Here is a 12,755-nt window from a genome sequence, read left to right on the forward strand (position 1 = left end):
GGCGTGGCAACACACTGGCCCTGCCTCATTCCTCTGTTGTCGCCCCAGCAGGTGTGACGGAGTGTCCCGCCAGGGCACGCCCGCGGTCCGAGTGCTGTGCGTCGTTGGGCTCGCATCAGCGGGCGAGTTCGATTCCCCAGGCGGCGGCTCGGGCGGCGGCGGCCGCGCGGTTGGGGAGGTCGAGCTTGGCGAGGATGTGCTCGATGTGGGTCCCTACGGTGCGCGGCGTGATGTACAGCCGCTCGGCGATCTCCCGGTTGGTGCGTCCGGTGGTCAGTTCAGCCAGCACCTGGAGCTCCCGCGGCGAGAGCCCGCCGGGCCGCCGCGCGTCCACGGCGGGGTCGGCCGTGGCGATCTCCTCGGACGGCGGGCCCGAGCGGGGATCGACGGACGCGGCGAGGGCCTCGGTGAGCAGGGTGACCACGGCGCGTGCCGCATCGGGCGTGCGCCGCGGCCGGCGGGTGCTCACGTTCAGCATGCCGACGTACCGGCCGTCGGTGGCGAACAGGCACTGGGCCACGCCGCCCTCGATGCGGAGGGGACGCAGCACTTCCTGGAAGCCCGGGGATTTGGCCAGGAGCTGCCGGGGGACGTCACTGAGCCAGAGACCACCTCGGGCCGGGCTGCGGAGCACGGGGAAGACCGGGTCGTGGTGGAGGTGGGTCTCGATGTAGGCCGTGGCGTCGTCGGGGTAGCTTCCGGCCAGGGTGGTGTGGCGACGGTGCAGCGGATCCCACCGGGCCAGGGAGGCGTGGTCGTACTCCATCACCTCCGACAGCGCCGTCAGGACCGTGCCGACGCCGGTCGCGCCGCTCGTGGCGCTCCTGGCGGCCTCCCGGACCTGGACGGCCGCGTCCAGGATGTCCGCCGTGCTCCGCTGCGCTGCCATCCCCCAAGGATGATCATGCGCCCGGAATACGTCAATCGCGGAGGGTGTCGTGCACGACCTGCCCGTCCACGACGGTGAGGACGACGGGCATCTGCGGGATGTCGTGGGGGTCGGCGGCGAGCAGGTCCCCGTCGAGCACGCAGAGGTCGGCGACCTTGCCCGGCTCCAGGGAGCCCTTCCAGTCGTCGGCGAAGTCCTGCCAGGCCGCGTCAATCGTGTACGTACGGATCGCCTCGGCCAGGCCGATGCGCTGCTCGGGGCCGCTGACCCGGCCGGCGGCCTTGGACTCGCGCAGCACCATGGTGGCGACGCCCTGGCGCCAGTCCGGGTACGTGACGGGGGCGTCAGACCCGCTCGCGACCCGCACGCCGGCGTCGATGGCATCGCGGTAGGGCCATGCGTACGCGGCCCGTTCGACGCCGACGAAGTCCTCCTCCATGTCGGCGACGGTCCACTTGATGGTGGGGTTCATGTTGACGCCGAAGCCGTGCGCGGCCAGTACCTTCATGCTGTGCGCGGTGAGGAAGTCGCCGTGGATGATGTAGTGGCGGGCGTCGGGGCGTGGGCGCTCGGCCACGGCCGTGGCGAAGGAGTCCGCGACGGCGTCGCAGGCCCGGTCGCCGGTGACGTGGACGCCCAACTGGTGCCCGGCGGCGTGGGCATGCCGGATCATGGCGTCGATCTCGGCGAGCCGCTCGGCGTCGGTCTCGCCGCCGACGCACAGGGAACCGCAGCCGCCGCCGAGGTACGGCTCGTGCATCCAGGCCGTCTTGTTGGGGACGATGCCGTCGGCGAAGATCTTGACTCCGTGGATCGCGAGGCGGCGCGGGTCGGCGTCGCCGGACTCACCGGAGTCGTCGAGGGCGGTGAGGGTGCGGGTGAACTCCTCGGCGGTGCTCGCCATTCCGGTCGGCAGAACCAAGACGCCGACGCGCGCGGTCAGTTCGCCGTCGGACAGCAGCCGGCGGTAGACGTCGAGGGTCTGTGCGCCGAGTGCGCCCCGCATGATGCCGTCGCCACCCGGGCCGAGCCCGGGCTCGGTGTAGCTGGTCACGCCGAGCCGGGCGAGCATGGCGAGGGTCGATCGGATCGCGTCGGTCCGCTCCTTCCGGCTGAGCGACGGCAGCGCGTTCTGGACGAGGGCCTGGGCCCCCTCGTGGAGCAGCCCGGTGGGCTCCCCGGCGTCGTCCACGACGATGGCCCCGCCGGGCGGCGCGACGGTGTGCCGGTCGATCCCGATGAGTTCCATTGCCTTTGAGTTGACCCAGGTGGCGTGCCCGGAAAAGGAATACAGGACGACGGGGTGGTCCGGGCTCACGGCGTCGAGGTCGCGCCGGGAGGGCTGCCGCGAAGGATCGGTGACGCACTCGTCGAGGAATCCGGGGTCCCAGCCGTGCCCCGTGATCCACTGCCCGCCCGGTACCCGAGCGGTGGCCTCACATACCGCCTCGGCCACGTCCGCGAGGGAGGACACGGCGGGATGTCCGAGGTCGAGGGAGAGCGGCGGCGTCGCCATGCCGAAGGCACATCCGTGCAGGTGGGAATCGTTGATGCCGGGAAGCAGCGTCGCTCCCCGCAGGTCGACGAGGCGGGTGTCGGGTCCGACGAACGGCGTGACGTCGTCCCGCCCGCCGACGGCGCTGATGACCCCGCCGGTCACCGCCAGGGCCGAGGCGACGGAGAACTGCGCATCGACCGTGACCACCCGCCCGCCGAGAAACACCAGGTCCGCATACCTGTCCACAGAAGTTCCTTTCGAAAATCGGGTGCACCGCGGCCACCCGCGAACGATCTCCCGAGAACTATGGCCACGCCCCCACCTTCCGCACATCGGTCATCCAACCGATACGCGCTCCCGCAGTGCAGCTGACCGCCAGCCGGCATCTCGGCGCAAGCCGCCCAAGCAGCCGGGTAACTCAGACTTGTCCCGTAAATGATGGTCGAGGCAGGTAGGGCAAGGTGCGGTGGCAAAATGACAGCTTCGACGCTCCTGAGAGGCCATCCTCGTGCCCACGCCCGCCGACTACCTCGCACTGGCGCATGCCGAGAAAGACAGCGTTGTGCTGCAGCCTCTCACGCAATGTCCGTACCCCTTCGTCTGGCAGGCCCTGGCCGCCAATCCCCACACCCCGCCCGTAGCCCTGCAGGAGCTGAGCACGGCCCGAGACAGCGTCTGGAACGACAACAGGCTCCTTTGTCTGCTGGCAGAACATCCAGCGCCGCAAGCGTTTCGCGAAAGACACCGTGCTCATCGTGGACGGCACCCTCGTGCCCACCCGTGACCACACCATCGCCGAGCAGTCGAAGAACTACCGGTACTCCACCAACCACCAGGTCGTCATCGACGCCGACACCCGCCTCGTCGTGGTCGTCGGCCAGCCCCTGCCCGGCAACCGCAACGACTGCAAGGCATGGGAGGAATCCGGCGCGAAGGCCGCCGTCGGCACCACGATGACCATCGCCGACGGCGGCTATCCGGGCACCGGGCTCGTGATGCCCCACCGGCGCCGCATGGGCGAGGAGTTGCCCGGCTGGAAGCAGGCCCACAACAAGTCCCACAAACAGGTCCGCGCCCGTGTCGAGCACGCTTTCGCCCGCATGAAGACCTGGAAGATCCTCCGCGACTGCCGCCTCAAAGGCGACGGCGTCCACCACGCCATGCGCGGCATCGCACGGATGCACAACCTCGCCCTCGCCGGATAAACCACCCGCCGCACAGCAGTCCACCATGCCCGAAGCCACTCAGAGATCATTTACGGGACAACGCTTCGCCTCACCGCGCTCGTGCGGAACGCGCGGCTCGACCCGGTCGACGGTGCAACTGCCCACAAAGAGGGGCGGCGCCCCGCTGGATCACGCACGAGTGGCCGCGCATCAAAAGGGGGCGGTGAACACACGTGCCTGGATCGTGTTCCTCGACGAATCAGGCGTCTCGTTGCTGCCCCAGATCCGCCGCACTTACGCACCTCGCGGCCGCACGCCGCTTCTGCGGCACCGGCTGAACTGGAAGCGTGCGTCGATGGCCGCGGCTCTGGGCTACCACTCCACCGACTTCGACCGCGGTCCTCGCCTGTGTTTCCACCTCAAGCCCAGCAGCTACGACACCACCGCTCTCATCGAGGTCCTTGAACAGGTCAAAGCGTTCTACCGTGGCGAGCCAGTGATCCTGGTCCGGGACGGCCTGTCCGCCCACTGGAGCCGGGCGATGCGAGCCTGGGTCACCGAGCAGGACTGGCTCACCCTCGAGCGATTACCCGCATACGCACCCGAGCTGAACCCGGTGGAACTGCTCTGGTCGTCGCTCAAGAAGCGCGAACTCGCCAACCTTGCCGGCGACCACCTCGCCGACGTTGCCGATGCCACCGAACAAGGCGTCCACCGGATCAACCACAACCAGCACCTGCCATGGTCCTACCTCGCCCACACCGGCCTGACCATCCACCCACCACACCCACCGAACTTACGAAAAGATCAGTAAGAGGGGCTGACAGAAAGGGATCGTTGGGCCATCTCCCCTTTCGCGGCGTCCCGTTGAAAAAGCCGTCCCGCTGGATCCCGCCTCCTGGACCGTGCTGGAACGCTGCTGAACCACCGCGCGGAGTGGCCGACGACCAACCCGCATGTGATGGTCACCAAAGGAACCAAGGCCGGGCGAAACCCGGCCTCAACTGCCTATCTTTCCCACGTCCTTGACGACTGCGGATACCCGCCCCGGATGATCCGCAGCACCCGCCTCGTCGACCTGGTGAACACCACGGACCCCAAGCTCGTCGCCGCCGCCTTCGACATGGACCCGCAGGCCACTCTCATCTGCCTTGCTGACCAGGTCGCCCCCGGATGCCTGCCCGATACGTAGCCAGCGCGAAAAAAATCGGTGTTCACAACGGTATTCGATATGCAGAATCAGCAGAATGTCGCGTTTCTTGTGTGACCACTGTCGATCCCCCCTGACCGGACCGGTCGCCAAGGTAAAAGTGCCGCTACCCGTCCCGATGTCAGAGATCCCGAGTGTCCGGACACGTCCGGCCCGTATGCCCCGCGGCACCTATGCCCTGAACCTTCGACTGTGCGAGTTCAGCAACGACGTCCTCGGCTTCATCGTGCACCCCGACGACGTGACCGGTACGGAACAGCATCCCGAGGTCATGCGTTCAATCGGCTGCTGCCAGGGCCCCGCAGGCGGCGATGGCCTGAATCTGGTCTGCAGGGACTGCGGAGCCGAGGTCGCCACCCGGCAAGCGGACTGTTACACCCAGAACCAGGTGACCTTGGATCCGTCTGCGGTCTGCCTTTCCTTCTCCGACGACTGACTGCCGGGCCCGGCAAGGCCGAACCCGTTGACTTTCGGTGCCGCTTGGCACAGGTTCGCCGGAGCGTGTGCGCATTGCCGAACGACTCGTTGGAGGCCCGTCTGGGCCCTCGAGTCGCCTTGGCCCAGAGAGAACGGCACCTGTGCCTGTCGGCCACTGTTTCGCGGTGCCGATCGAGGCAGGGCGCGGTCGGCGGCGCACTTTGGGCTACCGCGCGCCCTCCCTCCGACCGGATCGAGGGTCGGGTTCCGGAAGCACAGTTCAAAACGTTTCGTTGCCGCGGAATTTACTCGCCGACTTTGATTCACTTTCTACGAAGCGATGGACAGGGCGGTTCGATGCATCGACCATCTTGCAGTTAAGCCGAAAATCGCACTTTTCTTTCGGGGGTTGCAGAGGGCCAAGGGCCTGCAACTAGCTTCATCTGCGAACGCCCCGCCTCCTCGTTCCGGGCTCCCGACGGGTCCGGACACCGGGACGGCCGTGGGCCGGCGTGCCCGGTTCACCGTCGTATCAGGGAGGCGGTCGCAACCAACGGCGGAGGAGATGTCATGAAGAAGGCTTACGAAGCACCTACCCTCGTCCGACTGGGGACGTTCCGGAAGAAGACCGGACTCCTCAACAGCTCCGGAAACGACCGTCTGATCCTGAGCAAGAACTGACCGCGGTCGGCTGACGGATCGTTGCATCGAATCCATGGCTGATTCGCACCAGAGCAAGGGACCGGGCCCCGGCGACGCGCATTTCGCGGTCTTTCCCGACCGCGCGGATGCGGCCGCCGTGGCCCGCTCCTGCTCCTTCTCCCGTCCGGGAACGCGCATCCTGACGCATGACTCGGGCCGGCCCTGGCTGGTCGGTCACTGGAATGACGACGAGATCGTCACCGCACGAGCCGGCCGGGCGGCACTCACCGTCGTCGGATGCTGTCCGATCGATTCCACCGAACTCCGAAGGCACGCAAGCAAGTTGACGGACCTTGTCCAGCTGGACCAACTGGCTCGCACACTGCCCGGGAGCTTCCATCTCGTCGGCGCGCTCGACGGGCAGCTCAGGGTGCAGGGCACGGCGTCGGGTCTCCGGCTGGTGTTCCACGCCGCCGTCGACGGCGTCCAGGTCACCGCTACCAGCGCGGACGTCCTCGCGGACGCGCTCGGCGCCGGTCCGGACGCGGCACAGCTGGCCGTTCGGCTGTTGTGGCCGGTTCCCCATCCGTTGTTCGAGGCGCCGATGTTTCCGGGGGTCACGGCCGTATCGCCACAGGACGCGTTGATCGTCGCGGCGGACGGGCGGACCGTGCGGCGGTCCCGCTGGTGGACGCCGCCCGAGCCCACGCGCTCGCTCGCCGACGGCGCACCCGTCGTGCGGGAAGCGCTGGCCGCGGCCGTGGACGCCCGCACCCAGCAGGGTGGCGTGGTCAGTTGCGACCTTTCCGGCGGGCTGGACTCCACCTCCATCTGCTTCCTGGCCGCACGGTCGTCGGCCCGGGTGGTGGCCAGTACCTGGCCCGGACGCGACCCCGCAGACACCGACCTGCACTGGGCGGAACGGGCCGCCGGCTTCCTCCCCGACCTCGAACACGTCGTCTGGGACGCCGACGACTCACCGCTGGTCTACACCGACCTGCTCGACATCGACGATCTGCTGGACGAACCGACCATCGGCGTGATGGACCGGTCCCGGGTACTGCACCACCTGCCGGGGCTGGCCGAACGGGGCAGCCGGCTGCATCTGACCGGTATCGGCGGCGACCACGTGGCGTGGTGCTCCGAGGCTTACTACCACCGGTTGCTGCGGACACGTCCGCTCTTCGCCCTGCGCCAGCTGCGCGGGTTCCGGGCCCTGTGGGAGTGGCCGCTCGGCGGCACGGTACGGGCACTGGCCGATTCCCGGCCGTACGGCAGGTGGCTGGCCGACGCCGGCAGCCGGCTGCGTGCCCCCCAACCGCCGTCCGTGGCCAGCAGTCTGGGGTGGGGCATGGCACCCCGGCTGTTCGACTGGGTGAGTCCGGACGCGGAACGGATGGCCGGGGAGGCGTTGCGCGCGGCGGCCGGGCAGGCCACGCCCCTGCACCGGGACCGTGGGCTGCACACCGACCTGGAACAGATCCGTTCCTGCACCCGCATCATCCGGCAATGGGACCGGATGGCCGCACGGTCCGGGGTTCCCATGGCGTCGCCCTTCTTCGACGACCGGGTGATCGAGGCATGCCTCGCCGTCCGCCCCGACGAGCGCGTGACGCCCTGGCGCTACAAACCCCTGCTGGCCGCCGCCATGCAGGGCGTCGTGCCCAAGGTGTGCCTGCGCCGCGGCAACAAGGCCGAGGCGTCGATGGACGCCTCGAACGGGCTGCGGGAACACCGTGGCGACCTGATGGCGCTCTGGGAGGACTCCCGACTGGAACAGCTCGGTCTGGTGGACGGCGACGCGCTGCGGCAGTTGGCCCGGCGCCCCTCCGCGCCCGGACTGCGTGACGCGATCCTGTACTCGACCATCGCCTGCGAAGTCTGGCTGCGCGGTCTCGCCCGTACCACCGGACCACGCGCCCTCAACGACGCGGTCTCGCCCGCCTCTTAGGACACCTTCTCACCGCGCCACGACGGAAAGGATCTCACCATGGCACTGCGGTTCGGCGCCGATGTCTCCACGGCGGAGACCGACTACGGCACAGTACTTCTCGACGAGCGCAGCGGGGACTACTGGGAGCTCAACCCCACCGGCACGCTGGTGATCAAGACCCTGCTGGACGGCGGCAATGAAGGGGACGCCGTCGACGCCCTGGTCGCGCGGTTCGACATCGACCGGGCACAGGCGGCTCAGGACGTCGCGACCCTGGTGCAGGAACTGCGGGCGTCCGGGCTGGCCGCGTGACGACCCCGAGCGCACTGGACCGGCCGGTCGGCGTCCCCTTCACCCGACGGCTGGCCGCCCGCACCGTCCTGCTGCCTGCCCTGGCCCTGGCCCTCCTGCCGCCGCGCCGGCTCCGGGCGGTCCTCGCCCTCGTCCGCCGCGGCGCAGCTCCGGCCTCCACCGCCCAGGCCGCGGCGGCGCGGGACGCGATGTGTGCGGCGAGCCTGCGGTGCGCCGGCCCCCGCGGCTGTCTGCCGCGCTCGCTGGGTGCCGCCCTGCTCTGCCGACTGCGCGGAACCTGGCCCACGTGGTGCACCGGAGTGCGGGTGGTGCCCCCGTTCACCGCGCACGCCTGGATCGAGGCGGAGGGCCGCCCGGTGGCCGAAGGGGTACCGGACGGCTACTTCACCCGCCTCATGGCCGTCCCGCCGGTGAGCCGGACGGACGCATGACCGGAACCAGCGGGGCGGTCACCAGCGGAGAGGTACCGGCCCCGCCCCCGCCCGGCAGCGGCCGGTCCACGCGGGCCGCGGTGGTCATCCTGTTCCGGCTCACCGCGGGCCACCGGTCCTCGATCGCCGTCGCGACCGCACTCACCATGGTCGGCTCCGGAATCGGGCTGGCCCAGCCGCTCGTCGCGAAGCACATCGTGGACGGCAGCGGCCAAGGGGCCGTCCCCTGGCCGCTGTTGCTGCTGCTCACCGCGCTCTTCGGGACCGAAGCCGCGACCGGCGCGGTGGGACGCTTCCTGCTGGAACGCACCGGGGAGGGCGTGGTGCGCGGACTGCGCCACGGCCTGGTGGCACGGCTGCTGCGGCTGGAGATGAGGGAGTACGACCGGCACCGCAGCGGTGATCTGATCTCCCGGGTCACCGCCGACACCACCCTGCTGCGGGAGGTGGTGGCCCAGGCTCTGTCGGACCTGGTGTCCGGTGCCCTCGTCGGGACGGGCGCACTCGTGCTCATGGGGTGGCTCGACCCGTTGTTGCTGCTCCTGGTCGCCGTGACCATCGCCGCCGCGTCGGGCGTGGTGGCCTCGCTGTTGAGGGGCATCCGGGCGGCCTCGGAGCGCATGCAGGACTCCGTCGGCGCGATCTGCGCCGACCTGGAACGGGCACTCGGCGCCCTGCCGATGGTGCGGGTGCACCGGGCCGAGGACCGCGAGGCGCGGCGCATCGGGGAGCGGGTCGAATCGGCGTACCGCGCGGGCGTGCGGACCGCGAAACTGGCGTCGATGATGAGCCCGGCGGTCGAACTCGCCGTCCAGGGTTCGTTCCTGCTCGTCCTGGTCATCGGCGGTCTGCGGGTGAACGACCGGGCCAACTCGCTCGGCGACCTGGTCGCCTTTCTCCTGTACGCGTCCTATCTGGTCCTGCCGCTGTCCTCGGCGTTCCGGGCGGTCGGCCAGATCCAACGTGGCATGGGGGCCTACCAGCGGATCGAGCAAGTGCTGGCCCTGCCCGTGGAACCCGTTGAGCGGGAGGAGACGGCCGTGGATGCGCGTGCCTCCCGGAGGTCGGAGCGATCCGGGAGCGACGCGGCGCCCGCGCTCGTCCTGCGTGACGTCCACTTCGGCTACGACCCGCACCGCCCGGTGCTGCGCGGGGTCTCCTTCGACGTCCCGCACCGCCGGCAGGTCGCCCTGGTCGGCCGGTCGGGGGCGGGCAAGAGCACGCTCTTCGCGCTGGTGGCCAGGTTCTACGAACCGGACGCCGGGACCCTGCTGTTCGACGGCCGGCCCGCCCCGGGCCTCGGCCGCGCCGAGTGCCGGGCCCGTATCGCCGTCGTCGACCAGAACACCCACGTCGTGCACGGGACCCTGCGGGACAACCTCACCTACGCCGTCCCCGGTGCCGACGACGACGAGGTGCGGCGGGTCGTCGAACTCACCCAGTTGGAGGAAGTGGTGGCACGGCTGCCCGGAGGGCTGTCCGGCGTACTCGGTGAACGCGGCAACACCCTGTCGGGCGGTGAACGGCAACGGGTCGCCCTGGCCCGTGCCCTGCTCGCACGGCCGTCACTGCTCCTGCTCGACGAGCCGACCGCGCACCTGGACGCCCTCAACGAGGCCGCGCTGACCCGGGTGATGAAGGACGTCGCCCAGGAGTGCGCGGTGCTGGTGATCGCGCACCGGCTCTCCACGGTGCAGCACGCCGACCGGATCGTGGTGCTCGAAGACGGCCGTACCGCTGCCGCCGGGTGCCACGAGGAGCTGCTCACCACCAGCCCTGTCTACCGCCGCCTGGCCGCCGGCCAGATGCTGCGCGCGACCGGCGCGACGCCGCCCGCCGTGGCCGTCCCCCCCGCCCCGCCCGGCCCGCGGTGACGGCATGGGGGTGCGGCTTCGCGCGCCCCACACCGATGGCGCGCGGCCGGGGCCAGGACGTCGCGGACGGGCGCGCCCGCCGGTTCCCGTGGCGCGGCGGCTCGGCGAAGTCCGGAAGCTTACGGTCTGGCCGGGGCGGAGTTGGGCGGCCTGGTCGAGGTCGGCCTCGTGCACCCACGCGATGACGGGATAGCCGCCGGTCATGCGCGTCCCCCGGCCTTTCCGGACAGCCCGCCCATCGGTGACCGGGCCCGCCCCTGCTGCCGGGTAGGGAGGTGACCTCCCGTTTGTTCGGGTTGGCCAGCTCATCGAACCGGTCCGCCACGTCCGGCTCACGGCGCCCTTCACTCGCTGCCCGCCCCTTGCGTATCTCGGCCCCCGCGCGGTGAGCCCGGCGCAGCCCCACCGGCTTGCGTCTCGCACTGCTTCCGGGCCGCGCGAGTTCGCGGATGACCGTCCCGCTCTGCAGCGCTGCTGTGCAGAGACGGCGGCCGCCCAGCCCGGTGGCCCGTTCCTGGCCTTCCGTCACCCCCTGAGCGCTGTGCCGTCGACCCCTCGAAATCAGGCGGTATGGCCTCGCCATCACTCTCCAGCAGGGCGAACAGAAGGGCTTTTCCGGGTATGTCGACAGGGGTGCCGCCGTCGGTGGCCGACGAGGAACGAGGACGGACATGCGTGACATCGGCACTGCCAGCGGGCCCGGCTCCTCTCCCGGTACACCCCTGCGGGGGCGGGTCGCGGTCGTGACCGGCGCCGCCCGCGGCGTCGGTGAAGCCCTGACGCGGCGCCTGTCCGACGCGGGAATGCTCGTCGCGCTGCTCGGGCGCGAGGAGGAGACCCTGTCCCGGGTCGCCGCCTCCTTGCCGAACCGAAGCGCCTGTGTCGAGGCCGATGTCACCGACCGCACCGCACTCGAGGACGCTGCCCGACAGGTGGGCAGCGAACTGGGTCCGGCCAGCGTGGTCGTGGCCAACGCCGGCATCGCCGTCGGCGGCCCGTTCATCCGCACCGCGGCCGACCTGTGGCAGCGGGTCGTCGAGGTCAACCTCGTCGGATCCGCCAACACCGCCCGAGCCTTCCTCCCGCAGCTCAACGACACCCGCGGCTACTTCCTCCAGATCGCCTCCACGGCCGCCTTCGGCTCCGCACCCATGATGAGCGCCTACTGCGCTTCCAAAGCCGGCGCGGAATCCTTCGCCCAGGCACTACGCGGCGAGGTCGAGCCCGACGGGATCACCGTCGGCATCGCCTATCTCCACTGGACCGGCACTGCCATGGTCGCCGGCATCGACGACCATCCCGTCCTGCAGGCCCTGCGGCGGAACCAGCCCCGCTTCGCGCGCCGGGTCCACTCCCCCGCCCAGGTAGCCGACTGGCTCGCCACCGGCATCGCCCACCGCGCCCACCACATCTACGCACCGCCGTGGCTGCGCTGGTGCCAGCCTCTGCGGCCGCTCTTCCCCGCACTCGTCGCCCGGATCACCCGGCGTGAACTGCGGACCCGTTCCCGCACCGAGCTGGCAGCCGACGTCAGCGTCCTGGGCGCCGGCGGTCTCGCCGTCTGGAACTCCTACCTGTCCCGCAAACGCCACTGAGGCCCACCGACGTTCCGCCGTACCGAGCACCCTTGCTAACAGGGGGGAGTCGGACCGACCGGTGGTCGGGCCGTACCGGCTGGTGGCCGAGCTGGGGCGGGGCGGCACGGGCCTGAACTACCACTTGGCCCTCTGGAAGCTCAGCTGGCCGCAAGAGGGTGTGCCGGTCCGGCATCTGACCGGGTGCGGTACAGAACCGGCAACGTATACCGGCAGGGGTTCGTGGGCCGCGTTCGGCGGCGATGCCCCGCCCGGCGCGCGCTGGGCGATCGCGTCGCGGACTTCAGCGGCGCGCCCGGACGCTTCGCGGCTCGACGAGACGGTCGCCGGACACGAGCGTGCCGGCCGGCTTGATCTGCTGAAGCAGCGGAGAGACCGCCATGCTCTGGACTCCGGACAAAGGCCCGATGCGTTCCGAAGCGAATTCGAACAGTTCGTCGAGATCACGGCAGTGCGCGACGGCATGAATGTTGTAGGAGCCGGAGACGGCCGCGGCGAAGGCTATTTCGGGTTCCTGCGCGAGTGTGTGTCCGACGCTCTTGACGGCCGACGGGTGCACGCGGAGCCAAAGGTTCGCCCGAGCGTGATAGCCCAGTGCTGCTGCGATTGTCTCGACATCTAGGTGGACGACCCTGCACCGGAGCAAGACGTGAAGGCGGCGGGAAGCGCGCCCGGGTGTGAGGTCCGCTGCCGCGCCGAGATCGACAAGGTTGGCGCGACCGTCTGCGGCGAGAACGGCGAGCATCTGCTCGCCCTCGGGGGAACCACGAACCACGATCATGCAACGC

Annotated in this window: 12 protein-coding genes and 2 pseudogenes; 10 read left to right on the top strand and 4 right to left on the bottom strand. The window is 70.3% G+C overall.

What is annotated here, in order from left to right; genetic code table 11:
- Positions 1 to 115: 115 nt before the first annotated feature.
- Together CFW40_RS01530 and CFW40_RS01535 are read right to left on the bottom strand one after the other, a co-directional pair.
- Positions 116 to 889 (bottom strand): LuxR family transcriptional regulator, encoded by a 774-nt coding sequence (locus CFW40_RS01530; protein ID WP_088796022.1) that lies wholly within the window; start codon positions 887 to 889, stop codon positions 116 to 118.
- A 31-nt stretch (positions 890 to 920) separates the two neighbouring features.
- A complete protein-coding gene (locus tag CFW40_RS01535; protein WP_088796023.1) occupies positions 921 to 2,633 on the bottom strand; it encodes an amidohydrolase in 1,713 nt (570 codons plus the stop codon).
- Positions 2,634 to 3,100: 467 nt separating this feature from the next.
- Between CFW40_RS01535 and CFW40_RS01545 the strand changes: the two are divergent.
- The 9 genes and pseudogenes from CFW40_RS01545 to CFW40_RS01580 all read left to right on the top strand — a co-directional run.
- Positions 3,101 to 3,592 (top strand): annotated as a pseudogene (locus CFW40_RS01545) (transposase); the annotation flags it as partial.
- 184 nt (positions 3,593 to 3,776) lie between these two features.
- Positions 3,777 to 4,367: a transposase gene (locus tag CFW40_RS01550; RefSeq protein ID WP_088801839.1), complete on the top strand. Its 591-nt coding sequence runs from the start codon at positions 3,777 to 3,779 to the stop codon at positions 4,365 to 4,367.
- Between the two features lie 237 nt (positions 4,368 to 4,604).
- Entirely contained in the window at positions 4,605 to 4,745 is a 141-nt protein-coding gene (locus CFW40_RS37735; RefSeq protein ID WP_256331653.1) for a hypothetical protein, read from the top strand.
- A gap of 175 nt (positions 4,746 to 4,920) precedes the next feature.
- Positions 4,921 to 5,199, top strand: coding sequence for a hypothetical protein (locus CFW40_RS01560; RefSeq protein WP_088796025.1), 279 nt, complete (start codon positions 4,921 to 4,923; stop codon positions 5,197 to 5,199).
- A 551-nt stretch (positions 5,200 to 5,750) separates the two neighbouring features.
- Positions 5,751 to 5,861 (top strand): keywimysin-related RiPP, encoded by a 111-nt coding sequence (locus CFW40_RS35965; protein WP_106974916.1) that lies wholly within the window; start codon positions 5,751 to 5,753, stop codon positions 5,859 to 5,861.
- Positions 5,862 to 5,895: 34 nt separating this feature from the next.
- The gene (locus CFW40_RS01565) at positions 5,896 to 7,773 is read left to right on the top strand and encodes a lasso peptide isopeptide bond-forming cyclase (protein ID WP_088796026.1); all 1,878 of its coding nucleotides are present in this window, start codon (positions 5,896 to 5,898) and stop codon (positions 7,771 to 7,773) included.
- Between the two features lie 39 nt (positions 7,774 to 7,812).
- Positions 7,813 to 8,067 (top strand): lasso peptide biosynthesis PqqD family chaperone, encoded by a 255-nt coding sequence (locus CFW40_RS01570; protein ID WP_088796027.1) that lies wholly within the window; start codon positions 7,813 to 7,815, stop codon positions 8,065 to 8,067.
- On the top strand, positions 8,064 to 8,498 hold the full coding sequence (locus CFW40_RS01575) for a lasso peptide biosynthesis B2 protein (RefSeq protein WP_033270912.1): 435 nt from the start codon (positions 8,064 to 8,066) through the stop codon (positions 8,496 to 8,498). The genes CFW40_RS01570 and CFW40_RS01575 overlap by 4 nt, the downstream gene beginning before the upstream one ends.
- Entirely contained in the window at positions 8,495 to 10,372 is a 1,878-nt protein-coding gene (locus CFW40_RS01580; RefSeq protein WP_088796028.1) for an ABC transporter ATP-binding protein, read from the top strand. The genes CFW40_RS01575 and CFW40_RS01580 overlap by 4 nt, the downstream gene beginning before the upstream one ends.
- A gap of 123 nt (positions 10,373 to 10,495) precedes the next feature.
- Here CFW40_RS01580 and CFW40_RS37520 read toward each other — a convergent pair.
- Positions 10,496 to 10,681, bottom strand: a pseudogene (locus CFW40_RS37520) (allophanate hydrolase subunit 2 family protein); the annotation flags it as partial.
- Between the two features lie 362 nt (positions 10,682 to 11,043).
- Here CFW40_RS37520 and CFW40_RS01590 point away from each other — a divergent pair.
- The gene (locus CFW40_RS01590) at positions 11,044 to 11,967 is read left to right on the top strand and encodes an SDR family oxidoreductase (protein WP_088796029.1); all 924 of its coding nucleotides are present in this window, start codon (positions 11,044 to 11,046) and stop codon (positions 11,965 to 11,967) included.
- Between the two features lie 283 nt (positions 11,968 to 12,250).
- Here the strand turns inward: CFW40_RS01590 and CFW40_RS01595 are convergent, their stop codons facing one another.
- Positions 12,251 to 12,748 (bottom strand): Lrp/AsnC family transcriptional regulator, encoded by a 498-nt coding sequence (locus CFW40_RS01595; RefSeq protein WP_088796030.1) that lies wholly within the window; start codon positions 12,746 to 12,748, stop codon positions 12,251 to 12,253.
- Between the last annotated feature and the right edge of the window lie 7 nt (positions 12,749 to 12,755).

The sequence above is a fragment of the Streptomyces sp. 2114.4 genome (assembly GCF_900187385.1).
Taxonomy (GTDB): Bacteria; Actinomycetota; Actinomycetes; order Streptomycetales; family Streptomycetaceae; genus Streptomyces; species Streptomyces mooreae.